This window comes from Gordonia paraffinivorans, assembly GCF_900683595.1.
GTDB lineage: Bacteria > Actinomycetota > Actinomycetes > Mycobacteriales > Mycobacteriaceae > Gordonia > Gordonia paraffinivorans.
Window position 1 is genome coordinate 296,937 of sequence record NZ_CAACYD010000006.1, and the last position, 23,806, is coordinate 320,742.

23 protein-coding genes are annotated in these 23,806 nt (G+C 69.7%); 10 read left to right on the forward strand and 13 right to left on the reverse strand.

The genetic code is table 11. From position 1 onward, the window contains the following. Positions 1-21: 21 nt before the first annotated feature. The gene (locus tag E1P53_RS08210; protein ID WP_131733982.1) at positions 22-828 is read right to left on the reverse strand and encodes a TIGR03084 family metal-binding protein; all 807 of its coding nucleotides are present in this window, start codon (positions 826-828) and stop codon (positions 22-24) included. A gap of 90 nt (positions 829-918) precedes the next feature. Next, positions 919-1,839, reverse strand: coding sequence for a PaaI family thioesterase (locus tag E1P53_RS08215; RefSeq protein WP_131733983.1), 921 nt, complete (start codon positions 1,837-1,839; stop codon positions 919-921). Between the two features lie 102 nt (positions 1,840-1,941). Between E1P53_RS08215 and E1P53_RS08220 the strand changes: the two genes are divergently transcribed. From E1P53_RS08220 to E1P53_RS08240, 5 genes are all read left to right on the forward strand, one after another. Further along, a complete protein-coding gene (locus E1P53_RS08220; protein ID WP_131733984.1) occupies positions 1,942-2,403 on the forward strand; it encodes a hypothetical protein in 462 nt (153 codons plus the stop codon). 110 nt (positions 2,404-2,513) lie between these two features. Next, on the forward strand, positions 2,514-4,103 hold the full coding sequence (fadD1, locus tag E1P53_RS08225; RefSeq protein ID WP_131733985.1) for a fatty-acid--CoA ligase FadD1: 1,590 nt from the start codon (positions 2,514-2,516) through the stop codon (positions 4,101-4,103). 28 nt (positions 4,104-4,131) lie between these two features. Then, a complete protein-coding gene (locus E1P53_RS08230) occupies positions 4,132-5,211 on the forward strand; it encodes a TIGR03857 family LLM class F420-dependent oxidoreductase (protein ID WP_131733986.1) in 1,080 nt (359 codons plus the stop codon). Further along, positions 5,212-6,264 carry a phosphotransferase gene (locus E1P53_RS08235; protein WP_131733987.1) on the forward strand — a complete coding sequence of 351 codons (1,053 nt, stop codon included), beginning with the start codon at positions 5,212-5,214 and terminating at the stop codon, positions 6,262-6,264. Next, positions 6,261-7,262: an NAD-dependent epimerase/dehydratase family protein gene (locus E1P53_RS08240; protein ID WP_131733988.1), complete on the forward strand. Its 1,002-nt coding sequence runs from the start codon at positions 6,261-6,263 to the stop codon at positions 7,260-7,262. Before E1P53_RS08235 ends, E1P53_RS08240 begins: the two co-directional genes overlap by 4 nt. A gap of 195 nt (positions 7,263-7,457) precedes the next feature. Here the strand turns inward: E1P53_RS08240 and E1P53_RS08245 are convergent, their stop codons facing one another. From E1P53_RS08245 to E1P53_RS08280, 8 genes are read right to left on the reverse strand one after another with little or no spacing between them, the layout of a single operon-like run. Next, positions 7,458-8,351, reverse strand: a complete 894-nt coding sequence (locus tag E1P53_RS08245) for an SDR family NAD(P)-dependent oxidoreductase (protein WP_131733989.1) — start codon at positions 8,349-8,351, stop codon at positions 7,458-7,460. Further along, positions 8,348-9,616 carry a hypothetical protein gene (locus E1P53_RS08250; RefSeq protein WP_131733990.1) on the reverse strand — a complete coding sequence of 423 codons (1,269 nt, stop codon included), beginning with the start codon at positions 9,614-9,616 and terminating at the stop codon, positions 8,348-8,350. Before E1P53_RS08250 ends, E1P53_RS08245 begins: the two co-directional genes overlap by 4 nt. 4 nt (positions 9,617-9,620) lie before the next feature. Continuing rightward, complete coding sequence (locus E1P53_RS08255) at positions 9,621-10,166, reverse strand: Cif family virulence factor (RefSeq protein ID WP_131733991.1); 546 nt, start codon at positions 10,164-10,166, stop codon at positions 9,621-9,623. 21 nt (positions 10,167-10,187) lie between these two features. After that, complete coding sequence (locus E1P53_RS08260; protein WP_006899302.1) at positions 10,188-10,388, reverse strand: ferredoxin; 201 nt, start codon at positions 10,386-10,388, stop codon at positions 10,188-10,190. Then, positions 10,388-11,755 carry a cytochrome P450 gene (locus tag E1P53_RS08265; RefSeq protein WP_131733992.1) on the reverse strand — a complete coding sequence of 456 codons (1,368 nt, stop codon included), beginning with the start codon at positions 11,753-11,755 and terminating at the stop codon, positions 10,388-10,390. The genes E1P53_RS08260 and E1P53_RS08265 overlap by 1 nt, the downstream gene beginning before the upstream one ends. Then, on the reverse strand, positions 11,755-12,591 hold the full coding sequence (locus tag E1P53_RS08270) for an SDR family oxidoreductase (protein WP_131733993.1): 837 nt from the start codon (positions 12,589-12,591) through the stop codon (positions 11,755-11,757). The genes E1P53_RS08265 and E1P53_RS08270 overlap by 1 nt, the downstream gene beginning before the upstream one ends. Continuing rightward, on the reverse strand, positions 12,591-13,835 hold the full coding sequence (locus E1P53_RS08275; RefSeq protein ID WP_006899299.1) for a cytochrome P450: 1,245 nt from the start codon (positions 13,833-13,835) through the stop codon (positions 12,591-12,593). Before E1P53_RS08275 ends, E1P53_RS08270 begins: the two co-directional genes overlap by 1 nt. Further along, entirely contained in the window at positions 13,835-14,416 is a 582-nt protein-coding gene (locus E1P53_RS08280; RefSeq protein ID WP_109239539.1) for a TetR/AcrR family transcriptional regulator, read from the reverse strand. The genes E1P53_RS08275 and E1P53_RS08280 overlap by 1 nt, the downstream gene beginning before the upstream one ends. A gap of 64 nt (positions 14,417-14,480) precedes the next feature. Here E1P53_RS08280 and E1P53_RS08285 point away from each other — a divergent pair, with 64 nt between their 5' ends. The 5 genes from E1P53_RS08285 to E1P53_RS08305 all read left to right on the forward strand — a co-directional run bounded on the left by E1P53_RS08285 (position 14,481) and on the right by E1P53_RS08305 (position 19,368). Beyond that, positions 14,481-15,947, forward strand: a complete 1,467-nt coding sequence (locus E1P53_RS08285) for an aldehyde dehydrogenase (RefSeq protein WP_131733994.1) — start codon at positions 14,481-14,483, stop codon at positions 15,945-15,947. Between the two features lie 79 nt (positions 15,948-16,026). Next, positions 16,027-16,764 carry an SDR family oxidoreductase gene (locus E1P53_RS08290; protein ID WP_006899296.1) on the forward strand — a complete coding sequence of 246 codons (738 nt, stop codon included), beginning with the start codon at positions 16,027-16,029 and terminating at the stop codon, positions 16,762-16,764. Beyond that, positions 16,761-17,648 (forward strand): NAD(P)-dependent oxidoreductase, encoded by an 888-nt coding sequence (locus E1P53_RS08295; RefSeq protein WP_131733995.1) that lies wholly within the window; start codon positions 16,761-16,763, stop codon positions 17,646-17,648. The genes E1P53_RS08290 and E1P53_RS08295 overlap by 4 nt, the downstream gene beginning before the upstream one ends. After that, positions 17,645-18,034, forward strand: a complete 390-nt coding sequence (locus tag E1P53_RS08300) for a carboxymuconolactone decarboxylase family protein (protein WP_006899294.1) — start codon at positions 17,645-17,647, stop codon at positions 18,032-18,034. The genes E1P53_RS08295 and E1P53_RS08300 overlap by 4 nt, the downstream gene beginning before the upstream one ends. Further along, positions 18,031-19,368, forward strand: coding sequence for an alpha/beta hydrolase domain-containing protein (locus E1P53_RS08305; protein WP_131733996.1), 1,338 nt, complete (start codon positions 18,031-18,033; stop codon positions 19,366-19,368). Before E1P53_RS08300 ends, E1P53_RS08305 begins: the two co-directional genes overlap by 4 nt. A 154-nt stretch (positions 19,369-19,522) precedes the next feature. Here E1P53_RS08305 and E1P53_RS08310 read toward each other — a convergent pair whose 3' ends face one another. The 3 genes from E1P53_RS08310 to E1P53_RS08320 are packed head-to-tail and all read right to left on the reverse strand — an operon-like array spanning position 19,523 to position 23,799. Then, positions 19,523-20,695: an alpha/beta fold hydrolase gene (locus E1P53_RS08310; protein ID WP_131733997.1), complete on the reverse strand. Its 1,173-nt coding sequence runs from the start codon at positions 20,693-20,695 to the stop codon at positions 19,523-19,525. Continuing rightward, positions 20,692-22,146 carry a wax ester/triacylglycerol synthase domain-containing protein gene (locus tag E1P53_RS08315; protein ID WP_131733998.1) on the reverse strand — a complete coding sequence of 485 codons (1,455 nt, stop codon included), beginning with the start codon at positions 22,144-22,146 and terminating at the stop codon, positions 20,692-20,694. Before E1P53_RS08315 ends, E1P53_RS08310 begins: the two co-directional genes overlap by 4 nt. A gap of 3 nt (positions 22,147-22,149) precedes the next feature. Then, positions 22,150-23,799 carry an AMP-binding protein gene (locus E1P53_RS08320; RefSeq protein WP_131733999.1) on the reverse strand — a complete coding sequence of 550 codons (1,650 nt, stop codon included), beginning with the start codon at positions 23,797-23,799 and terminating at the stop codon, positions 22,150-22,152. Positions 23,800-23,806 lie beyond the last annotated feature (7 nt).

Below are 23,806 nucleotides of genomic sequence, written 5' to 3' on the forward strand. Positions count from 1 at the left end.
GTCGCCGTGGTTCGCGGCGGTTCAGGCCCCGCGGGGTTCGCGTCCGCTGCCGGGAGGGCCGGCGAAACACTGTGCGATCCCGGACCATTCGACGGCGTCGTCGCCGATGAACTCCAGGTCGAGATCGGCCCGCGCACGACGCTGGGTGACCAGCGAGCAGAAGTCGAGCGCCGACCCGCGGACGATGTTCGACGCATCCTCGGGACCCCAGGTCCAGGTCTCTCCGGACGGCGCGGCGAGTTCGTAACGGAAGGGCTCGGCGGGCGCGGTCTTGCCGTTGACCATGTACGCGAAGTCGCGGGTGCGCACGCCGATGTGCGCGATGTGCCGCAGCCGCTCGGTCGGCAGGATCGTCACCCCGAGCGCGTCGGCGACGTCGAGTCCGTGGGCCCAGGTCTCCATGAGGCGCGCGGTGGCCATCGACGCGGCCGACATGGGCGGGCCGAACCACGGGATCTTCACCCCGTCGGCGACGTTGCGCAGGGCGTCGGCGAGCTCGCCGCGGGCCTTGCGCCAACGCGCCAGGAGCTCCTCAGCAGGCGCCCCCGCACCCGCCTCGGCGGCGTCGTCGACATAGGTCTCCGGGCTGGCGCCCTGCAGCGCCTCGGTCAGGAGCGCGGTGAACTTCTCGGCGTCGGTGGCCGCGATCGTGGCGACCTCGTCGGTCCAGGCCAGGTGCGAGATCTGGTGGGCGACGGTCCACCCCTCGGCGGGCGTGGGCGTCGCCCATCCCGCGTCGTCGAGGTCGGCTACCAGTGCGTCGAGCTGTGCGGACTCGGCTTCGAGATCGTCGACCACCTGATGGACGGCTGAGCGTGCTTCGGACATGCCAGCAGAGTCACACACGCCACCAGAAAAATCAAGCACGCTTGATTGTTTTTGCCATAGACGATCACCGCGAACGGCGATCCGCGCAGGTCAGTGGTAGTGGACGTCGAGGGTCGCGCGGCTGAGCAGCACGTCGTCGTAGGAGGTCATGGCCGCCTCGAAGGACGAGATGCGACGACCGGTCTTGATCGGCGCCACCTCGACGGTGACCTCTCCCCCGTCGACGGCCGGCGAACGATAGAAGCCGATCGCCATGTCGCCGATCGAGTGGTCCTGCCCCGGCCCCGCGTGGAGGTGCCCGGCGAACGAGCCGGCCTGGCCGACGATCGTCGCGATCACGCCGCCGTGCATGGTGCCGAACATGTTGCCCATCCACGGTTCGGTCTGGACGCGGAAGCGGACGCCCGCGTCGCGGTCGGAGGCGCCGTCGAGGATCTCGACCGTGCCGTTGAGCATCTCGGCGAGCGGGCCGGGCTCGCGCACCTTGGTGGCGATCTCCTCGACGACCTCACGACCCGTGAGATCTGCCGGGATCGGCTCGGGCAGGGCCACTGTCGCATCGCAGGTCGCCGGCGGCATGCCGATCTCGCCGGACGGGGTCTCGCCGACCGGGGCGCGGCCGACGCGGACGTTGCGGGCGGTCCCCACGCAACGCAACTCCCCCGCACCGGTCCGGATCTCCACGGTGGTCGATCCCCATGCATCGTCGTGCATCACGACGTCGGCGCGGGCGGCGAGGGTGTCTCCGACCTGCGCGCGCCCATGGGCGGAGAGCGACAGTCGCGCCTGCAGGGTCGCGGCGGCGGGGTCGCCGTGGACCTGATGGAACGGGATGCCGCCGGCGTGATCGAAGAGCACCGCGAGCGCGGGCAGCTCGATCAGCCCGCGATGGTCGGCGAAGCGGGAGCACAGCACCTGCTCGGCCCGGACGCTCCGCTCCGAGACCTCGATACCACCCACATGGAAGGCGGAGAGCGGGTCACGGGGCTCGGCATGCTGCGTCGTCGTCATGGCTCCCCTTGTATCAGCAGGAGGCGGGAGCACTCACATTGAGGAGTTCAACATCACTACCGTAAGCTGGCTTAGACGTTTCCAGAGTGACGGGAGATACACATGGGACGCAAGACAACTGCAGTACTCGGAGCTTTCGCGGCATTCGGCGCACTGACCCTCGGCGCGGCGACCGCTTCTGCCACGCCGGGTGAGCATCCGCTCAGCGTCGACCAGATCCCGAACGCCGGCATCACCGTGGGCTCCAACGGCATCAGCGGCGGCTTCGTCGCCTCCGTCCTGGCCTCGGGCACCGAGCCCGGGGTCACGCAGTTCTCGTTGGACACCACCCCCACCGAGGCCTGCGCGACCAACCTCAAGGGCGCCAGGGTCGGTCTCTCGTGGACCAACAAGACCACGGGCGCGTCCGGCAGCAAGGTCTTCGACGCCTGCACCGACGGCCGCCCGGCCGACGGCGCGGCGGTCGAGACCGGCGCCGGCCAGATCCAGTTCACGACCACGATCATCGGCCAGAACGACCAGTCGTTCACGGTGGTCCCCGGCAGCGGTTCGTTCACCCGCTGACCCGACTCCCGGGCCTGCCGGGGATCGTCCGACATCCTCGGCAGGCCTTGGCAGTAGACAATTTCCCAGATCTGTCCACACGTCGGGTGAACGCGTTCTAGATTCAGCTCATGGCCGAGACAGTCACCCAGCTCCTGCAGGCACGCGCAGACGACGACAACCTGGCGATCACCTACAACGGCAGCACGTGGACGTGGCGTGAGTACATCCGGGAATCGGAGAAGACCGCCGCGGCGATCCTCGGTCTCGCCGACACCTCTCGTCCCATGCATGTCGGCACGCTGCTCGGCAACACCCCCGACATGCTCATCGCCCTCGCGGCCGGCGCCCTCGGCGGATACGTGACCGCCGGCATCAACAACACCCGACGCGGCGAGGGTCTCGCCGGCGACATCCTGCGCGCCGACTGCCAGATCCTCGTCACCGACGCCGAGCACCGCCCGCTCCTTCAGGGACTCGACCTCCCCGGGGTGACGATCCTCGACACCTCCACGCCGGAGTGGGCCGAGCTCATCGCGAACGCGGGTGACCTGACGCCGCATTCGGTCCCCGGCGCGATGGACACCTACATGCTGATCTTCACCTCGGGGACCAGCGGCGACCCCAAGCCGGTGCAGTTCGCGCACATGATGATCCCGTTCGCCGGACCCGTCCTCGCCGACAAGTACGACATCGGCCCGGGCGACGTCTGCTACCTGTCGATGCCGCTGTTCCACAGCGCCGCGCTCATGGGCGGATACTGCGTGGCGCTGTGCAGCGGCGCCGCGATCGCACCGGCCAAGTTCTCCGCATCGACGTTCCTCGACGACATCCGCCGCTACAACGCCACATACATGAACTACGTCGGCAAGCCCCTCGCCTACATCCTCGCCACCGAGGAGAAGCCCGACGACGCCGACAACCCGCTGCGCGTCGCGTTCGGCAACGAGGCCACCGACCGCGACATCGAGGAGTTCTCACGACGATTCGGCTGCACCGTCTGGGACGGCTTCGGGTCCACCGAGCTCGCGATCATCATCACCCGTGAACCCGGCACGCCGCACGGCTCGATCGGCAAGGGCTTCCCGAACGTCGCGATCTACCACGAGGATCCGCTGAAGGAGTGCCCGCCGGCGCAGTTCGACGAGAACGGCGCGCTGCTCAACCCCGACGAGGCGATCGGCGAGCTGGTCAACGTCGAGGGCGGCGGGATGTTCATGGGCTACTACAACAACGAGCAGGCAACGAGAGAACGTCTGCGTCACGGGATGTACTGGTCCGGCGACCTCGCCTACAAGGACGCCGACGGGTGGATCTACCTCGCCGGGCGCACCGGCGACTGGATGCGCGTCGACGGCGAGAACCTTGCCGCCGGCCCCATCGAACGCATCCTGCAGCGCATCCCCGAGATCAACCGGGTCGCGGTCTACGCGGTGCCCGACGAACACGTCGGCGACGCCGTGATGGCGGCCGTAGTCCTGCAGGACGGGGCCGAGCTGACTCCGGAGTCGTTCGCCGAACAGCTTGCCGCACAACCGGACCTGTCGCCCAAGGCGTGGCCCAGCTACGTCCGGATCGCCGACGACCTGCCGACCACGGCGACGAACAAGATCCTCAAGCGCGCGCTCAAGGAGGAGGGCCCCACACCCGGCGGCGGCACCCTGTGGGTCCGGGAGCCGCGCTCACGCGTCTACCGCGAGGCGGTCGGCGCGAACGCCTGATCCCCACCGGCCCGACGACGTGCACCCCATGGAACGGCTCACCGAGCTCGGTTACTACGCACTCTCCCGGCACCCGGTCACCCCGCGTGAGCTCGCGGCCGAGGCGCGCTTCGCCGACGAGATCGGACTCGGGACCGCGTTCGTGTCCGAACGGTTCAACGTCAAGGACGCCGCCGCGCTGTGCGGGGCACTCGCCGGTGCCACCGAGGATCTCGGGATTGCCACCGCGGCAACCAATCACAACACCCGACACCCGATCATCACCGCGACGATGGGGGCCACGCTCCACGAACTGTCGGGCGGGCGCTTCGCCCTCGGACTCGGACGCGGGATCGCACCGCAGTGGCAGATCCTCGGGCTCGACCTCGTCACCGGGGCCGGCCTGCGTGACGTCACCGGGCTCCTCCGCAGGCTCTGGGCGGGCGAGATGGTGATCGGGCACGACGGACCGGCCGGGTCGTATCCCCTGCTGAACCTCGGTGTGTCTCTCGATCCACCGCCGCCGGTCATGCTCGTCACGATGAGCCCCCGGACGCTGGAGCTGGCGGGCGAGATCGCCGACGGCGTGGTGTTGCACACGTACTTCGGCACCGAGGCCACGCGCCGGGCCGTCGACTGCGTCCGGCGTGGAGCCGAGCGCGCGGATCGCGATCCCGCGTCGGTCCGGATCTGGTCGGTGGTCGCGACCGTCCCCGACGACCTCGACCCCGCCGACCGGCTGCGCCGACTGTACGGCCGCCTGGCCACCTACCTGCAGGGCTACCCGGATCAGCTCATGCGCGCCAACGACTGGGACCCCGCCGATCTCGAACGCATCCGCGCCACCGCGGCATTCGGCCGCGCGCGCGGGCCGATCGACGCCACCGCCACCGCCGACGAACTGGCCGAATTGGCCGAGGCCATCCCCGACGCCTGGGTCGCCGACTCCGCGACCGGTTCGCCCGCCGAGTGCGCGGCGACCGTCGCCGGACAGTTCGACCTCGGCGTGGACTCGGTGATCCTGCACGGGGCCACCCCCACCGAACTCGCCCCGGTCGTCGAGGCGTACCGGGACATCCGTCCCGCCGCGGCCGCCGGGCTGCCGGTCAACCCCGGAAGGATGGCGTAAGTGACCGAGACCGTGGAGATCCCCACCAGCGTCGACCAACTCACGCCGCAGTGGCTGTCGGGGTTCCTCGCCGACAACGGCCGCGAGGCGAAGGTCACCTCCGTCACCGCCGAGCCGGTGGGCACCGGGCAGATGGCGGGGTCCTATCGGCTGCGCCTGGAGTACGCCGACGCGGCGGGGCTGCCGCCGACGATGGTCGCCAAGCTCGCGACGGGCGCACCCGAACAGCGCGAATTCGGGTCGGGGGTCTTCCGCAACGAGGTCCGCTTCTACCGCGACCTGGCCGACCGGTTCACCGTGCCCAAACCCGACTGCTACGCGGCCACGATCTCCGACGCGGCCACCGAGTTCGTCCTGCTCCTCGAGGACATGGGCGATGCGGTCCAGGGCGACCAGATCACCGGATGCACCCCGGCGCAGGCGGAAGCGGTCGCCGTCGCGGCGGCCGGTCTGCATGCCCCGGGATGGAACGACGCCGGCCTGCTCACCGACATGCCGCTGCCCGGGGAACCCGAGCGCGAGATGATGGAGTCGATCCTGGCCCCGATGGCCGACGTCTACCGCGATCGGTTCTCCCCCGACTCCCGGGGATCGGCGGCGATCGACTGGCTCGTCCGCAATGCCGGTAACTGGCTCGTCGCGCCCCTGGACAACGCCGCGCTCATCCACGGCGACCTCCGCGTCGACAACGTGCTGTTCGGTCCCCGCGGCGAGGTGACGGTGATCGACTGGCAGACCATCACCACCGGGAATCCGCTGCGCGACATCGCCTTCCTGCTGAGCACCAGCCTCACCGTCGAGGACCGGCGCAAGCACGAGCGCGGCATCGTCGCGTCGTATCACCGGGCGCTGGTGACCGCGGGGGTCACCGGCTACACCCTCGATCAGTGCTGGGAGGACTACGTCGGCAACCTGATCCAGGCTCCGCTGATCATCGTCTTCGGTTCGGCGGCGGCGCAGCCCACCGAACGCGGCGATGCGATGTTCGACGCCATGCTGTCCCGCAGCGCCGCCGCGATCGACGACCTGGCGCCCGGCGGTCTCGGGTCGTGAAACTCGTCATCGGCGGCAACGGCTTCCTCGGGTCGAGGGTGGTCCGGCAGCTCGTCGACGCCGGTGAACGGGTCCGCGTCCTGACCCGTCCCACCAGCAACCTGCGGACGCTCGACGGCCTCGACCACGAGCACGTCACCGGCGACCTCTTCGACGCCGGGTCCGTGCGGGCCGCCATGGACGGGTGCGACGTGGTCTTCCACTGCGCCGTCGACACCCGTGCGTGGCTGCGTGATCCCGCGCCCCTGTACCGCACGAACGTCGACGGTCTGCGGGCGGTGCTCGACGTCGCCGCCGGGATGCGGTTGCGCAGGTTCGTGTTCACCAGCACCGCCGCCACCATCGGGCGGCCGACAGGGCGCCGGGCCACCGAGGACGATGTGTTCGACTGGGACGGCGCCCCGGCATATGTCAGGAGTCGCGTCGCCGCGGAGGACCTGTTGCTGGCCCGGGCCCGTGCGGGTTCGGTCCCCGGTGTCGCGATGTGTGTGGCCAACACCTACGGTCCCGGCGACCTGCAACCGACGCCGCACGGGTCGTTCGTCGCCGGTGCGGCGCTCGGGAAGTTGCCGTTCACGGTCCGCGGCTGGTGCGCCGAGTCGGTGGGGATCGACGACGCCGCACGGGCCCTGATCCTCGCCGCCGACCGCGGCACGGTGGGCGAACGGTACATCGTGTCCGACCGGTCGATCGACATGTCCGAGATCACCGCGATCGCCGCGCGCGAGGCCGGGCGACGGCCCCCGCGTCTCGCACTGAATTCACCCGTCCTCCACGCCGTCGGCGCCATCGGATCGGCGCGCGCCGTCGTCACCCGCAAGCCGGTTCAGCTGACCCTGCCGTCGGTGAGGCTCATGTTCTTCATGCCCGAGATGGATCATTCCAAGGCCGAACGAGACCTGGGCTGGATGCCGCGTCCCGTCGAGGAGGCCGTCGCCGAGGGTGCCCGGTTCTGGTTGCGGCGCGCGGCGGCGCGTCGCGCGCAGCACGCCGGCTGAACGGGTTCGAGCGGTCGACGACGGGTGCTCCGCGAGCGCTGTCGTCCCATCGTCGCCCGACCGCGGTCGCCCGCGACATCACGCCCCAGCGGCGACCTCGGACGAGGTCGCCGATCCTGATCGAGGTCACGCGACATCACTCCGGCCCAGCAAAGGCTGACGCCCACAGGACGATCCACCAGTGAGGGTGGAGTCTCACCCCAACAACTCCGCCAGCTCCTCGAGGCTGTACGGCTCGGCGTCGGTGTGGTCGCGATAGGCGACGAGGCCCGGCTGCTGGGCGTCGAGCCTGCCGATGAAGCCGCCGGCCGCGCTGAAGATCTGTCCGTTGATGTGCTTCGCGGCATCGCTTGCGAGGTAGACGTACAGCGGTGCGACGTACTCCGGTGGCGCCGGATCGAGCGCGGCGTCGCGGGTGAGGTCGTCGAGGATGCCCCGGCGGTGCAGTCGGTCGATGTGGGCGACGTAGTCGTCGCCGGTCGACAGCCTCGACCTCGCCCCGGGCATGACCACGTTGACGCGGACGCCGTGTTCGGCGAGGTCCGCGGCGGTCGCGAGCGCAAGCGCGTTGACCCCGCCCTTGGCCGCCGGATAGCCGCTGCCGCCGAACATGCCGAGCGAGGCCGCCGAGCCGGTCAGAACAATCGATCCCGCCCGCTGGCCGACGAACACCCGCCCGGCCGCCTGCACGAGGTGGAACGCGCTCATCAGGTGGGCGTCGATCTGCTCGCGGAACTCGTCGGGCGTGATGGTCAGGACCGACGACCCGGGCGGCTCGGCGATGCCGGCGCAGTTGATCGCGACGTCGAGTGCGCCGAACTCGCGCAGAGCGGCATCGACCATCTGCCCGGCCACTCCCGCGTCACCAGCCGATCCGCACACTCCGACCGCGCGGCCACCGCGGCCGCGGATCTGCTCGACCGTGTCGTCGACGGCGCTCCCGTCACGGCCGTTGACGACCACGCCGGCACCGTGCTGTGCCAGCGCCTCCGCGACCGCGCGGCCGATGCCCCGCGTCCCGCCGGCGACGACCGCGACCAAGCCGTCGGGAACAACGACACCGGGTGACCGGTCGCCGCCCGCCGTCACGCCGAGCTACCCACCGGGGTGATCGGAATCGAGCGACCGCGGTCGGTGAACTCCCAGCTCGCTCCGCCGCTGAAGCGGGCGATCGCGACCTCGCCGCTCTCCTTCCGCGCGGTGTCGGTGGTGACGATCCTGATCTCGAGCGCGCCGTCTGTCTCGTGCGCTCCCTCGACGCCCAGGTACGGGCTCACCGCGGTGGCGATCGCCTGCAGCGGTTCGAGGTGGTCCGGCGTGATGATCGACATCCACCCGTCGTCGGTCATGGCCGCCGACTCGCGCGGCAGCCGCACCACGACGGTGTCGTCGTCCGCGGTCGCGGTGAGGCCGGTGTACTGGGCGGGCCCGAAGCACGGATGGACGGCCAGCACCCGGGCGAGGCCGCTCGCGTCGGCGGGGAGGTCGAGCGCGGCTCGGATCCGGTCCGCCGCCAGACCGGCGACGCCGGTCAGCTGCTTGCGGCAGATCTCGACGACCTGCAGCTCGTTCTCCGCGTGCCGACGCAGGCTCAGCTGGAATCCCAGGGCCAGCAACTGGTGTTGCAGCGCAACCTCTTCGGCGACACGCACCAGTGCCGACCTCGACCACTCGGCGAACTGCAGGTCCGCCACCAGCGGACCGCGGTAGTCCACCCAGCCATCGGTCGCGGAGGCGTCGATGGGTGACAGCTCGAGCCGGCCGGCCTCCGTGCCGAACATCGTCTCGGCGTCCGGCGGGAGCGGGAGCTCCTCGCGGTCGGGTTCGATGGTGACCGTCCACTCGCAGTGCGGCGTCCGGTCGGCCGGGCGACGCGGTGGACGGTGCACCGGCCGGATGCGCGCCCGCCGGTTGGTGGCGATGGCCGTCGCGTCGAACGTCGGATCCTCGATGTCGTGGCACATCGTCGTGACGTACTCGTCGCCGAGCGGCTCGACGTCGAGCAGGGCTCCGCAGTGGTCGAGGACGAACGAGCCGTGGTGGGCGTCGTCGACGCGGAAGCGGAAGTCCATGAACTGCGGCGGCGCGCCGATGTCGAGCTGGAGACACTTGAACATGTCCTCGACGCCGTCGCCGTCGATGCCGAGCGCACTTCGCATCCTGCTGGTGTAGACGGGGCTGGCCGCCATCCACTCCTCGATGGCGATCGCGCCCATCACCTCGCGTCCGAACTCCGAGATGAGATGGGCCATCCCGCTGCGGTCGATCATCTGACCGGAGAGCAGGAGCTCGGGCACCAGGATCGCCAGCTGCTCCTGGCTCAGGCCTGAATAGGGCGGGGCGGTGTGGGTCATCGGCTCACCAGAACTCGACGGGTGCCTTGCCGAGGTCGTACCACCCCGGCAGGTTTCCGGGCGCGGCCTTCTCCACGCGCTTGAGCATGCCCTCGCTCATCGCGTTGTCCTGCATCATCTCGATGAAGAGCGCGGACACGTTGCCGTAGTCGAAGAAGTCGCGCTGCCAACGGAATCGGAAGTTGCCACCGTATTTGAACCAGCTGCCCTGGATGCCCTCGAGGGCGTAGTGGCTGCCGTCGGGGCGGGTCCCCTCATAGACCTGCTTCCAGAAGCCGATCATGTCGCCGGTGGTGTCGTCGATGACCCAGGCCTGGTAAGGGTAGGTCCAGCCCTCGAGGCCCTCCATCTCCTGGCCGAGCGCGAGCTCGCGGATCTCGTCGCGGCCGACGGCCATGAAATCCTTCTTGGGACCGTAGTTCCAGCCGTAGGTGGCATCCTCGGTGTAGAACTCGGCCAGTGGCTTCCAGTCACCCGCCTTCTCCGCCTCGATGTTGGCGGCGAGCCACCGCTGCTTCATCTCTTCCAGTTCGGCACGGTCAAAAGACATGTGTCCCACTCTCTCCGGTCGTCAGGGTTGGTCGTCTTCGATGATCCGCAGGGCCTGCGTCGGGCAGTACTGCACGGCTGCCTCCACCTCGGCGCGGCGCGACTCGTCGGGTTCGGGTTCGAGGATCTCCACGTGGTCCCTGCGCGCCTCGAAGATCCCGGGGGCCTCCATCTCGCACATTCCGTGGCCCTGGCACAGGTCCAGGTCGACCTCGATGCGCATCAGCGGTCCTTCCGCCGACGGTAGGCGACGCGGCACGGCTGCTGCAGCTGGACGACCATCTTGGAGTGGTCGTTCCGGTAGCTCTCCGACGGCTGCAGCATCTCGAACTCGTAGTTCTGGAACAGCACCGAGAAGATCGCCTTGAGCTGCATGATGGCGAACTGCGCCCCGACGCAGCGATGCCGGCCCGCCCCGAACGGAATCCACGTCCAGCGGTTGACCAGATCCTCCTGCCGCGGTTTGTCGTAGCGGTCGGGATCGAAGGCATCCGGGTTCGGGAAGTCCTCGGGCAGGCGGTTGGACACCGCCGGCGAGACCGCGATCGACTGCCCCGCGGAGATCTCGTAGCCCTCGACGTGGAAATCCTTCTGCACCACGCGCATCAGGATGATCAGCGGCGGATGGAGGCGCAGCGCCTCCTTGAGCGCGTTCTCCAGCTGCGGCATCTGCCGGGTGTGGGCGAAGGTGTACTCCGGACGCTGCCCGGGCGGGGTGTCGCCGTAGATCTCGTCGAGCTCGTCGTAGACCCGCGTCATGTAGTCCGGGTTGCGCAGCAGCTCGATGAGGGTCCACGCGGCCGTGCCCGAGGTGGTGTGGTGACCGGCGAACATCATCGAGATGAACATGCCGGTGATCGTGTTGGCGTCGAAGCCGACCTGGACGAGGACGTCCATGAGGTCGCGATCCTCTTTGTCCTCGGTGGGATTCGCGATCCGCTCGTTCATCACGCCCTGGATGAACTCCACGAGTTCGGCACGGGCCTCGTCGCGCTTGCGGAAGCTCTCGATGTCGGCGTGGTAGTCGACGTAGGCGATCGGGTCGGTGCCCTTCTCCAGGTCGTGGAAGAGGTGTGCGATGCGCCCGCTGAGCTGCTCGCGGAACTTGCGTCCGATGAGGCACGACGACGAGGTGTAGAGGGTCAGCTCGGAGAAGAAGTCGAGCAGGTCGATCTCACCGGAGTCGCCCCACTCGGCGATGATGCGCTCCACCTCGTTGGGGATCGTCACGGCGTGCTGCTTCATGTGCGTGGCCTTGAGCGCGGAGTTGTGGATCGCCTTGGAGCGTTCCTCCGGGCTCGCGTCGAACACCACGCCCTCGCCGAACACCGGGGTCATGAACGGGTAGGCCGCCGCCTGGTCGAGATCCTCCTCGGGAGCCCGGAAGAACTCCTCGTTGGCCGCGGCCCCCGACACCAGCACCACCTCGCGGTCGGCGAGCTGGAACATGCCGACGTCGCCGCATTCCTCGCGCACCCTCCAGAACAACGAGATCGGGTCGGTGGCGAGCTCGTCGAGGTGTCCGTGCTCGGCCTCCCCGCCGGAGACGCGGTGCGGCTTCTTCAGGCCTGATTCGGTGGTGGCGGTCATCAGTCCGTCTCCTCGTTGGTGTCCGACTGTCGCTGGTCTGTCATGTCCTGCTTCGCGATCCGGTCCCGTGAGATCGCCCCCTCGGCCTCGACCTCCACCGCGCGCATGTGTGCGCCGCGGGGCATCGTGACCATGGCGTGGACGGCCTGGGCGATGTGTTCGGGCGACAGGAAGTTCCCGTGCCGCGCCAGACCGTGCTTGATCCAGTCGTTGAGCATGTTCTCGGTCGTCTTCTGATCGAGGTTCATGCCCATGCCGGTGAGTGTCTGGCCCGGGCGCACGACTCCGGCGCGCACTCCGGTGCCCTCGAGTTCGAGCTGGATCGTGGCGACCAGCCCGTCGATGCCCGACTTGGCGGCGACGTAGGCCGACGACCAGGGACGCGGATGGAGCGCCACGTCGGAACCGATGAACACGAAATCGCCTCGGCCGCGGTCGATCATGCCGTTGATGACGGCACGATAGATCCGGTAGGCGCCGGTGAGGTGGATGTTTATCTGGTCGGCGAACAGCTCGGTGCCGGTCTCGTAGGAGAGTCCGACGGCGAGATCGCCCGCACCGGCCACGACGATCTCGAGGTCGCCGAGGGCGGCCTGCGCCTTCGCGACGCAGTCGATCACGGACTGTTCGTCGGTCACGTCGAGCGGGACCGCGACGGCCTCGCCGCCCCCGGCGACGATCTCGTCGGCCAGTTCTTGCAGCCTGGCGACCCGGCGCGCCGCGAGGGCGACCGGATGCCCTGCTGCGGCGAGGTATTCGGCGGTCGCGGCACCGATGCCCGACGAGGCACCGGCCACCAGGACCGGCCGGCGTTCGGGATGAGGGAGGAAGGCCATCAGCGCACCGTCACTTTCACGGGGAGTTCGGCGAAGCCGCGGACGTTGACCGAGTGCACGCGCACGGCGTTGTCGGCGTCGATGTCGACCGAGCGGATCGAGCGGATCACCTCGCCGAGGCCGATGTTCGCCTCCAGCCGGGCCAGGTGCGCGCCGAGGCAGAAGTGTGCGCCGAGGCCGAAGCTCATCAGCGCCTGCCCGTTGTCGCGGCCGATCAGGTACCGGTCGGCGTCGGGCCCGAAGACCTCTTCGTCGCGGTTGGCCGATCCGACGAGGAGCAGGACGCGATCCCCGGCGGGGATCACCTTGTCGCCGTATGGCGCATCCTCGACGACTCGTCGCACGACGATCTGCGTGGAGTTGTCGTAGCGGAGCGTCTCCTCGGTCCACTGCGGCACGGCGAGCTCGGGGTCGGCGAACACCTTGGCCAGCTCGTCGGGGTTGCGCCAGCCCCAGTACAGGGCGTTGGCGAGCAGCTTGGTGGTGGTCTCGTTGCCGGCGACCACCATCAGCACCATGAAGCCGACGATCTCGTCCTCGGTGAGCTTGGTCTTCTCCCCGGTCACGTCGTCGTCGATCTCGGCCTCGATGAGCGCCGAGACCAGGTCCTCACCGGGGTTCTTGCGACGGTCGGCGATCAGCTCCGAGTAGTACTTGTGCAGGTCGAGATAGGCGTAGATGGCCGCCTCGGGGATGTCGAGGACGCCGTCCTCGCGGTGCAGCAGCAGATCCGACAGGCGACGCAGCTCGGCGCGGTCGGCCTGCGGGACGTCGAGCAGTTCGGAGACGACGTCCATCGGCAGCAGCGCGGCGAACTCGGCGACGTAGTCGAACTCGCCCAGGTCGAGGCAGCGGCTCCAGTGCTGGTGCGTCAGCGCGGTGATCCGGCCGGCGAGGTCGTTGACGCGACGCGGCGTGAACCCCTTGCTCACCAGCTTGCGGATCCGCATGTGCTTGGGATCGTCCATCGCGAGGAACGACATCGACTTGTGCGCGTCGGGCCCGTAGGCCGACGGGTCCATCGACACGCCCCAGCTGTTCGAGAACCGCTGCACGTCACGGAATCCGGCGCGGACGTCGGCGTGCGAGGCGAGCGCCCAGAAGTCCATCGCGGAGTTGTAGTACACCGGCGCCTCGGCACGCAGGCGCGCGTAGGTCGGATACGGGTCCTCGTGGAAGTCATAGGCATAGGGATCGAAGGGAATCCGATCCTCCATGCCGCGAACCGATGTGGTTTCGGTCATCACTTCTCCATCAGTAGATGTGCTGCGGCGACGAGCCGTTCGGAGGTCTCCTCGTAGGTCATGTGCCCCATCCCGGCGTGGACGAGCCCGCCGGCGTAGATCATCTCCAGCGCGTCGAGCAGCGGGCTCGGGTTCTCCGGGTCGTCCTCCAGCGCCTCGGCGAGACGGCGGCGGATGAAGACGCCGATCCGGATACGCAGGTGCTCGACGTCGGGGTCGGTGCCGAGCAGCGCCACGGTCACGGCCCCGCCGAGCTGCCCCTCGCCCGCGACGACCAGCGCGACCTCGCGCAGGACCTGCGCGACCCGTTCGGCCTTCGAGGCGGTCGGGTCCGGCTGGGACACCCCGGCGGAGAGCCGGCGCCAGAACACCTCGGCGACCAGATGCGACTTGGACGAGAAGTAGGTGTAGGCCGTCGCCGGTGCGACGCCCGCGAGCTTGGCGACCGACCGCACGGTGAGCCCTTCGAACCCCTCGGCGTTCAGGACCTCGACGGCCGCGTCGGTGAGCCTGGCCACCGTCTCCGCCTGCTGCCGGGTCAACCGGCGGCGAGTGGATTCCTGCGATACCGGGCTGGACATGTGAGGCACGTTACACTAGCTTTGAACTCGAGTCCAGACACCTGTCCAGATGGAGTTCCAGCTCATGCCCCTTCGCCCCGAATCCGCGTCGGACCTGTTGATCGACGGCAAACTCACCCCCGGCAGCGGCGGTGTCTTCGACGTCGTGAACCCGGCGACAGAGGAGGTCATCGGACAGGCGGCCGAGGCCACCGCCGCGGACATGGACGCCGCGATCGCCGCCGCCCGCAAGGCATTCGACACCACCGACTGGTCTCGCGACCACGCATTCCGCGCGAAATGCCTACGCCAACTACGCGATGCGCTGCTCGCCCACGCCGACGAGTTCCGCGAGCTCACCATCGCCGAGGTCGGCTGCCCGTCGTTCCTGACCCACGGCCCGCAGTTCGAGGGCCCGGTCACCGATCTCGGCTACTTCGCCGACCTCGCCGAGAGCTACGAATGGACCCGCGATCTCGGCGAGGCGAAGCCCATGGGCATCAAGAACCATCGCGAAATCCGCTCGGAGGCCGTGGGCGTGGTCGGCGCGATCACGCCGTGGAACTTCCCCCACCAGATCAACTTCGCCAAGATCGGCCCGGCGCTGGCGGCCGGATGCACCGTCGTCCTCAAGCCCGCGCCGGACACCCCGTGGTGTGCGGCGCTGGTCGGCAAGGTCGTCGCCGAGGAGACCGACCTCCCGGCGGGCGTGCTGAACATCGTCACCTCCACCGACCACCAGCTCGGCGCCCAGCTGGCCACCGACCCGCGCGTCGACCTCGTCTCCTTCACCGGGTCCACCGCGACCGGCAAGAAGGTGATGGCCGCGGCGTCGGAGTCGCTGAAGAAGGTGTTCCTCGAGCTCGGCGGCAAGTCCGCGTTCATCGTCCTCGACGACGCCGACGTCGCCTCCGCCTGCTCGATGGCCGCGTTCAACGTCGTCACCCATGCCGGCCAGGGCTGTGCGATCACCACGCGCCTGCTCGTCCCGCGCACCAGGCTCGACGAGGCGATCACCGCCACCCGCGACGCCCTGGCGGGCCTGCCCGCCGGCGACCCGACCGACCCCGGGACGATCTGCGGCCCGCTGATCTCCGAGCGCCAGCGACAGCGCGTCGAGTCCTACATCGAGCTGGCCAGGCAGGAGGGCGGCACCATCGAGATCGGCGGCGGCCGCCCCGCCGACAAGGAGCGCGGCTACTTCGTCGAGCCGACGCTCATCTCCGGACTGGACAACTCCGCGCGCGTCGCGCAGGAGGAGATCTTCGGCCCGGTCCTCGTGATCATCCCGCACGACGGCGACGACGACGCGGTGCGCATCGCCAACGACTCCCCCTACGGCCTGTCGGGAATGGTGTACGGCTCCGACGAGGAGCGGATCGACAAGGTGGTCAACGGGGTTCGCACCGGCACCATGGGGATCAACGGCGGCATCTGGTACTCCGCAGACGTCCCGTTCGGCGGATACAAGCAGTCCGGCATCGGCCGCGAGATGGGCGTCGCCGGCTTCGAGGAGTATCTGGAGACCAAGGCCGTCGCCCGACCCGCCTGACCCGCCCACGACCCGCGAGATCGCACCCGGCGGGCGCGTCGCACCAGCCCGACCGGGAACCCACACAGAAAGCAGGACGATGAGTTCCAAGCGTTTCGAGAACAAGACCGTGATCGTGACCGGCGCGGCCGGCGGCATCGGCGAGGCCTACGCCCGGGCGCTGGCCGGCGAGGGCGCCAACGTCGTGGTCGCCGACGTCAACGACGAGCAGGGCAAGCAGGTCGCCGCCGACATCGGCGGCCTCTACGTCCACGCCGACGTCGCCGACGTGGACTCCGCACAAGCGCTGGCCACCGCGGCCGTCGACGCCCACGGCTCGATCGACGGCCTGGTCAACAACGCCGCCATCTACGGCGGGATGAGGCTCGACTTCCTCATCACGGTGCCGTGGGACTACTACAAGAAGTTCATGAGCGTCAATCTCGACGGCGCCCTCAACGTGACCCGGGCGGTCTACCCGCACATGACGAACGGCGGGTCCATCGTCAACCAGTCCTCCACCGCCGCATGGCTCTACAGCGGCTTCTACGGTCTGGCCAAGGTCGGGGTCAACGGACTCACCCAGCAGCTCGCGACCGAGCTCGGCGGCCAGAACATCCGGGTCAACGCCATCGCCCCCGGCCCGATCGACACCGAGGCGACCCGCACCACCACGCCCGGCGAGATGGTCCAGGACATCGTGAACCGGTTGCCGCTCAAGCGGTTCGGCAAGCCCGAGGACCTCATCGGGATGTGCCTGTTCCTGCTCTCCGACGAGGCGAGCTGGATCACCGGGCAGATCTTCAACGTCGACGGCGGACAGGTCATCCGCTCATGACCGACGCCCCACCGACCGCACGGCCCCGCCTCGGCTTCGTCGGCCTCGGCAACATCGGCGGACCGATGGCCGGGAGCCTGGCGGCCTGGCCGGGCGGGCTCTCGGTGTTCGACCTGTCCGGCGACGCGGTCGCGAAGGTCGTGGAGAAGGGCGCCGACGCGGCCGACTCCCTCGCGGACCTGGCCGAGAAGTCCGACATCATCGGCATCTGCGTGCTCGACGACGGCCAGGTCCGGTCGGTGGTGACCGGAGCCGACGGCCTGCTGTCCACGGCCCGGCCGGGAACGATCATCACCGTCCACTCGACGATCGGCCCGGACACCGCGGTCGATCTGGCCGAACAGTGCGCCGCGCGGGAGGTGACCCTGCTCGACGCCCCGATCTCCGGTGGCTCGATGGGTGCGGCGTCCGGCCGGCTTGCCATCATGGTCGGAGGCCCCCGCGAGGCCTACCAGAAGCTCAAGGAACCGTTCGCGCTGACGGCCGACATGATCGTCCACGCCGGCGATGTGGGAGCGGGCACCAAGATGAAACTCGCTCGCAATCTCCTGCACTTCATCTCGTTCACCGCCACCACCGAGGCGGCCCGGCTCGCCGAGGCGGCAGGTCTCGACATCGGCAAATTGGGCAAGGTGGTCCGCCACTCCGACGCCGTCACCGGCGGCCCGGGCGCGATCATGTTGCGGGACACCACCGCACCCGTCGACACCGACGACCCCTGGTACGGCATCCTCACCGGCGTCCGCACCCTGGGCGAGAAGGACCTGTCGCTGGCGCTCGCCCTCGCCGACGAACTCGACGTCGACCTGCCACTCGGCCGTATCGCTCTGCGCGACCTGGCCGCGGGACTCGGCGTCCCCCATGCCGAAGGAGACAACACATGACCCGATCCCACATGTCCGACGAGGCGCCGGAGGAGATCCGCAAGCGCGGCCTGCGGCGCATGTCCGAGGTCTACGGCTGGGAGGTCAGCGACGGCCCCGGCGACTACTTCGCGCACACCGCCGACCAGGTCTTCGGCAACGTGTGGGCCCGCGAGGGACTCACCGACCGCGACCGGCGCCTTCTCCTCCTCGGCGCCCTCGCCGCGAGCAACAACATCGACGTCGCCGAGATCCAGGCCGGCGCCGCACTGGCCAACGGCGAGCTGACCCCCGAACAGCTCGAGGAGATCGGGCTGTTCCTCTGCTATTACGTCGGCTGGCCGCAGGGCACCAAGATGCACTTCATGTTCGGCGAGGCCATCAAGAAGCACAGGAAGAACACGTGAACGCCCCCATCACCTTCCGGCCGCTCGACGGCGGCAAGGGCTCCTCGCTCCTCAGCGCCTCGCCGGTGCCGGACCTGAGCGCAGCCGGATTCACCGACACCGAGTACGCCGCCTCCGGCGTCGCCGAACGCCTCGTCGGCGACACCCCGACCCCGCCTGCGGAGTTCACCACGCGCGTCGTGGTCCGCCGGCCCGCCCAGCCGGGCAACTTCAGCGGACGCCTCGTGGTCGAGTGGCTCAACGTCAGCAGCGGCAGCGACGCGGCGCCCGAATATTCCTATCTCGCCGCCGAACTCGTGCGCAGCGGCCACGCCTACGTCGGCGTCTCGGCGCAGTACGTCGGTATCGAGGGAGGCACCGGCTCGGTCGGCGTGAGCACGGGCGCGCCGCAGGGTCTCGCCGACAAGGACCCGGAACGCTATGCCGGCCTGCATCATCCGGGCGACGCGTACTGCTACGACATCTTCGCCTCCATCGGCCGCGCGCTCCGGGACACCGACGCCGACGGGCATCCGCTGTCGGGGCTCGAGGTGTCCACGGTCCTCGCCGTCGGCGAATCCCAGTCGGCGATGGCGTTGACGACCTTCGTCAACGAGGTCCCCGCCGATGACGTCTTCGACGGGTACCTCATCCACAGCCGGGCCGCCGCCGGACTCCCGGCCGGCGAGGTGGGCACCGGCGTCGACGTGACGACGGTGTTCTCCGGTGAGCCGACCCGACTGCGCACCGATCGTGATTCCCCGATCTTCGTCCTGCAGACCGAGACCGACATCCTCACCAATTTCCGCTACTTCTCGGTGCGGCAGCCCGACGACGACCGCCTGCGGGTGTGGGAGATGGCCGGGACGTCCCACGCGGATCTGCACCAGGTGGGCGCGTTCGAGGAGTACCTGGGCTGCCCCGACCCGGTGAACCGGGGACAGCAGCGCTTCGTCCTGCGCGCCGCGCTGCGGCACCTGACGAGGTGGACCGAGGGCGGCGCTCCCCCGCCGTCCGCCGAGCCCCTGCGGTTGCGCGGAATCCACACGCCCGAGCCCGAGTTCGAGGTCGACGACCTCGGCAACGTCCTCGGCGGGGTGCGCACGCCGAGCGTCGACGCCCCGACACAGGTGCTCAGCGGCATCGTCCCGGACCCGGTGTCGCGGATCTGCCTCCTGTTCGGCACGACCCACCCGATCCCGGAACACCTGCTCGCCGATCGCTACGGCACGCGCGAGGAGTACGAGATGTGTTACGCGAACGCCACCGACGCCGCGATCGAGGCGGGATTCGTCCTCGCCGACGACCGCGAGGAACTGCTCGCCGACGCCAATCCGGAGTTGGTGCCCGAGTAGGTCGGGGCCTCGGATGAAGGTCAGGGCCTCGGACCGAGACATATCGCCCGCGACACCAGACTGGTGTCGCGGGCGATGTGGGTTCGGGAAGGACGCACCTGGCCGGCCCGTCCGTTCGGTGTAGGTCGTCGCCGGAGGCGCCCGCACCGAATGGTCAGTTCACCGCCCGCCTGTTCTCGCCTGCCGGCCCCGCGGGCCTGACGGGCTCGCTCAGGAACCCGTCGGTGGCGTGCCGGATGCCGGGCGACATCGCATGCCCCACGTGACTGCCGTTGTACCAGTGGATACGTCCGCCCCAGTGCTGGTGCAGTCTTTGCGCGGCGGACACCCAGGTGACCCGGTCGTTCAACGCCGCGACGACCATCCGCCGGTCCGGCGCGGGCAGCGGCTCGACCGACAGCGGACTGATCACCTTGGACACCTCGCGGACCTCGTCGCTGCGCATCAGTTCGGCCAGGCGACGCCCCTTCGAGCCACCGCGGGCCATGTGGTGGGCCAACGTCGCGTGCATGTCGAGCATCGGCACCACCGCGAGGACCGAGGAGATCCGCGGGTCCATCGACGCGACCATCGCGGCGATCGGACCGCCGAGAGACGTTCCGGCGATGGTGATGTCGGCCGGATCCTGGGCGGCGATCCAGGACACGAGGGAGCGGATCTCGGCGATCGCCCGGATCGTGATGAGGGTGTTCACGAGCGGGTCGAAGCCCGGATAGGCGACCTTGCTGATACGCCGTGGCCCGTGCGCGGGCAGCACCGGGAAGACGACGTCGTACCCCAGTTTCTTGTGCAGGTGCGCGGCCCGGAAGGCGTACAGGTCGTCGGCGCGGCCCTGGGCGGCGCCGTGCACCCAGATCAGCCAGCGTGCGCCCGGACGCCGCCTCGTCATCACCCGCACCGAGGCCAGGCCGTCGGCGTGCGGGTCGAGGTTCGCGACCGAGTCGGGCAGCCGGGTCTCGGTCGAGTAGTCGATGTGCTCGAAGGCCGTGGTCCCGAAGATCTTGCGATCGCGGGACAGGATGCGCGGCGCCCCGGGGTCGCGGTAGACCTCGGAGGAGTCGAGTCGGGCGAACTCGTCGGCGACGTCGCCGCAGCGCGCCACCCACGCCTCGACCTGCTCCATCGGCGGGATCTCGCGGATCACCGAGTTGACCGCGATGAACAATTCGTCGATCGCGGTCTCTCCCACCAGTCGGGGTCCGAATCCTGCTGCGGGGATACCGGTCTCGGGGTTGCCGCGGCGAGCTTCTGCCGAACTCCCGATGGCCCGCGGCAACACGCCCGCGAAGAGCCCCACGCGGGCGAGCTCGGTTTCCCAGTCGATCAACTGGCCTCCTGCGCCATGGACCTGATGCCCAGTGCATCGGCCGCCTCGTCCACCGCGGCGGACACGCGCCGCAGGAATCCCGCGGGGTCGGGCATCGACTCGGGCGTCGCGATGAGGCCCATGCTGAGGCGTCCCGCGTAGCTGTAGGTCGTGAGGTTGACGTCGGCGGGCGCGATGGCCAGCGCGAACGATATCCAGTCGACCACCTCGACGTCGCCTGCCCACCGCGTCGTGCGCGGGCCCGGGAGGTTCGCGGTGGTGATGTTGTTCATCACCACCGGCATCAGGTCGGCGGCGACGCTGCGGAAGAACGGCCCCATCCGGCCAGTGTAGGTCGACAGCTTCTCGGTGAGCTCGAAGCCCACCTCGCGGCGGCACGCCACGGCCGCCGCGCAGCTCTCGCCGGTCGCGACGATGCGCTCCACCGGATCGGCCAGATCGGAGCGCAGGTAGGCCGACGAGGTAGCGATCTCGTTGCCGTACGTGCGCGACGAGGTGAGGTCCTTGCACACCCCGAAGATCGTGACCGAGGCGCCGGGCTCCTCGCCGCGGGCGATCAGCTCCTCCCGGATGGCGCCGGCGATGATGCCGTGCAGGGCGCCGTTGACGGTGGTGTTCGCGGCCAGGGCGATCTGCTGCACCGCATACAGGGGGATGTCGGCGGACGCGCACACCCGCGTGGCGCCGCTGCGGGAGTTGAAGCTGGTCCGGCGGGCGGTGAGCGGCTTGGGAATCCGGTCCGCGTTCTCGACCTTGCGCCGCTGGGCGACCGATCGGCGCACGGCCTTGACGAGGGCGGGCAGTTCCCGGGCCAGCAGTCGCGACTCCGCGCGTGCAGACCTGCTCAGCGCCCGGGTGTCGACGTCGTCGGCCGGTACTGCGACCGGCGCGGGCTCGACGGCGTGGCCGGGCTCGGCCGTGGCGGCCATGAAGGTGTTCAGCGCGGCGAGCCCGTCGGCCACCGCATGGTGGACGCGCACGACGATCGCCTGCCGGCCGCCTTCGAGACCGTGGACGAGGGTGAGCGCCCACAGCGGGTGGTCGCGATCGAGTTGTTCGACGGCCAGGTCGGAGAGCACGGCGTCGAGGTCGGCGCGACGGCCGGGCGCGGACACCCGGCGCTCGTCGAGGTGGCGTGTGACGTCGAAGTCGGTGTCGGGCACCCAGTACGGGCGCGCCGAACATCCGCGCACCCACTGGATGCGCTGGGTCGCGCGGGGGAACTTCCCGAGGTACTGCGGCAGCAGGGCGGCGAGCTCGGCGAGTTCGACGGGCCTGCCGCGCCGGGAGGTGTCGAGGACCGCCACCTTCAGCGTGTGCATGGGGTTCGACGCCGACTCCATGTTCAGCATCAGCGCGTCGGGGCCGGTCATCCGTTCGGCCGCCTCGGGTAGCGCTTCCCAGGACACCGCCCGGAGCCGGGCGTCGCGGGTCATGTTCTGCGAGTTCATCGTTCAGCAGACCTTCCGCTCGGGAACCGCGGCCTGCAGCTCGCGCTTGAGGATCTTGCCGGTCGCGTTGCGCGGCAGCTCGTCGAGGAAGTGGACGTCGCGGGGCACCTTGAAGCCGGCCAGCTGCTCGCGGACGTGCTGCTGGATCTGTTCGGCTCCGATCAGGGTCTGCGGCGCCCGCACGACGTAAGCGGCGAGGCGCTGGCCGAACTTCTCGTCGTCGACCCCGATGACGGCGACCTCGTGGACGGCGTCGAGGGCCGCGATGACCTGCTCGACCTCGAGCGGGTAGACGTTCTCGCCGCCCGAGACGATCATCTCGTCGTCCCGGCCGACCACGAACAGGCGACCGTTCTCGTCGATCCGCCCGACGTCGCCGGACACCATGTGCCTGTCGGCGAACGCCTTGCTGTCGGAGCTGGTGTAGCCGTCGAAGCCGGAGTTGTTGGCGACGACGATGCGGCCGATCTCCCCGACCGGGAGGACCCGGTCATCCTCGTCGAGGATGCGGACGCTGGTGCCGACCAGCGGCCGGCCGGCGGTCTCGGGGGCCGCGCGCAGGTCCTCGGGCGTCGCGGTGCTGATCAGCCCGGCCTCGGTCGCGTTGTAGCTGTTGTAGACGATGTCGCCGAAGCGGTCCATGAACGCGATGAGTGCGTCGGTGCGCATCCGCGAGCCGCTGGCGGTGACGAAGCGCAGGCTCGGCATCGGGCGCGCGTCGAGCACGTCGTCGGGCAGGTCGATGATGCGTTCGAGCATCACCGGCACGACGGCCAGGCCGGTGGCCTCGTGCTCGCGGACGAGATCGAGCGTGGCCACCGGGTCGAACCGGCGCCGCATGATCATCGTGCAGGTCATGGTCGCGGAGATGGCGACCTGGCCGAAGCCCCAGGCGTGGAAGATCGGTGCGGCGATGACCGTGGATTCGCCTGCCCGCCAGGGAATCCGGTCGAGCATCGCGGCCAGCGAGGCGACGTCGGTGCTGCCGCCGCGCCGGGCGCCCTTGGGAGTGCCGGTGGTGCCCGACGTCAGCAGCACGATGCGCCCGGCCCGCGCCGGCCGCTCGGGACGGCGGCCGAGGTTCGCGGCGATGAGCGCGCCGACGGTGTGCCCGCCGACCGGTCCGGAATCGGTCCAGGCGTGGACCCGACGCAGGCGCGGAAGGCGTTCGGCGGCAGGGGCGATGACGGCATCGAACTCATCGTCGGCGATGAGGATGTCGGCGCCTTCGCGCTCGAGGACGTCGGCGAGCTGCGGCCCGGCGAAGCCGGTGTTGAGGAGCACCGCGTCGGCGCCGAGGCGCGACGTGGCGGCCAGTGCCTCGATGAGCCCGCGGTGATTGCGGCACAAGATGGCGACGGTGGCGGGACGGCCGCCGGGCAGGTCTCGAAGTCCCACGGCGAGGGCGTCGCACCGGGCGTCGAGTTCGCCCCAGGTGAGTTGTCCGGCCTCGTCGATGAGGGCCAGTCCCTTCGGGGACCTCGCCGCGGCCAGGCCGATGCCGCTGACCGGGGACGCCCCGCCGTGACGTCGCAGGTTGAGTCCCATCCGGATGTAGCGGTCGAGGCGCAGCGAGCCGAGGAATCCGCTGCGGACGAGGGTCCGCACGAGCCAGGTGTAGGTGGCGAGTCGTTCTCGAAGTGTGGTGAGCATGGGGGTT

What these genes read in the sequence shown, in the direction of transcription:
- E1P53_RS08265 (WP_131733992.1), bottom strand. Translation starts at nt 11,755, where the DNA reads ATGACCGCCACCACCGAATCAGGCCTGAAGAAGCCGCACCGCGTCTCC.
- E1P53_RS08300 (WP_006899294.1), top strand. Translation starts at nt 17,645, where the DNA reads ATGACCCGATCCCACATGTCCGACGAGGCGCCGGAGGAGATCCGCAAG.
- E1P53_RS08260 (WP_006899302.1), bottom strand. Translation starts at nt 10,388, where the DNA reads ATGCGCATCGAGGTCGACCTGGACCTGTGCCAGGGCCACGGAATGTGC.
- E1P53_RS08290 (WP_006899296.1), top strand. Translation starts at nt 16,027, where the DNA reads ATGAGTTCCAAGCGTTTCGAGAACAAGACCGTGATCGTGACCGGCGCG.
- E1P53_RS08255 (WP_131733991.1), bottom strand. Translation starts at nt 10,166, where the DNA reads ATGTCTTTTGACCGTGCCGAACTGGAAGAGATGAAGCAGCGGTGGCTC.
- E1P53_RS08220 (WP_131733984.1), top strand. Translation starts at nt 1,942, where the DNA reads ATGGGACGCAAGACAACTGCAGTACTCGGAGCTTTCGCGGCATTCGGC.
- E1P53_RS08270 (WP_131733993.1), bottom strand. Translation starts at nt 12,591, where the DNA reads ATGGCCTTCCTCCCTCATCCCGAACGCCGGCCGGTCCTGGTGGCCGGT.
- E1P53_RS08315 (WP_131733998.1), bottom strand. Translation starts at nt 22,146, where the DNA reads ATGAACTCGCAGAACATGACCCGCGACGCCCGGCTCCGGGCGGTGTCC.
- E1P53_RS08275 (WP_006899299.1), bottom strand. Translation starts at nt 13,835, where the DNA reads ATGACCGAAACCACATCGGTTCGCGGCATGGAGGATCGGATTCCCTTC.
- E1P53_RS08285 (WP_131733994.1), top strand. Translation starts at nt 14,481, where the DNA reads ATGCCCCTTCGCCCCGAATCCGCGTCGGACCTGTTGATCGACGGCAAA.
- E1P53_RS08250 (WP_131733990.1), bottom strand. Translation starts at nt 9,616, where the DNA reads ATGACCCACACCGCCCCGCCCTATTCAGGCCTGAGCCAGGAGCAGCTG.
- E1P53_RS08295 (WP_131733995.1), top strand. Translation starts at nt 16,761, where the DNA reads ATGACCGACGCCCCACCGACCGCACGGCCCCGCCTCGGCTTCGTCGGC.
- E1P53_RS08230 (WP_131733986.1), top strand. Translation starts at nt 4,132, where the DNA reads ATGGAACGGCTCACCGAGCTCGGTTACTACGCACTCTCCCGGCACCCG.
- E1P53_RS08280 (WP_109239539.1), bottom strand. Translation starts at nt 14,416, where the DNA reads ATGTCCAGCCCGGTATCGCAGGAATCCACTCGCCGCCGGTTGACCCGG.
- E1P53_RS08320 (WP_131733999.1), bottom strand. Translation starts at nt 23,799, where the DNA reads ATGCTCACCACACTTCGAGAACGACTCGCCACCTACACCTGGCTCGTG.
- fadD1 (WP_131733985.1), top strand. Translation starts at nt 2,514, where the DNA reads ATGGCCGAGACAGTCACCCAGCTCCTGCAGGCACGCGCAGACGACGAC.
- E1P53_RS08210 (WP_131733982.1), bottom strand. Translation starts at nt 828, where the DNA reads ATGTCCGAAGCACGCTCAGCCGTCCATCAGGTGGTCGACGATCTCGAA.
- E1P53_RS08215 (WP_131733983.1), bottom strand. Translation starts at nt 1,839, where the DNA reads ATGACGACGACGCAGCATGCCGAGCCCCGTGACCCGCTCTCCGCCTTC.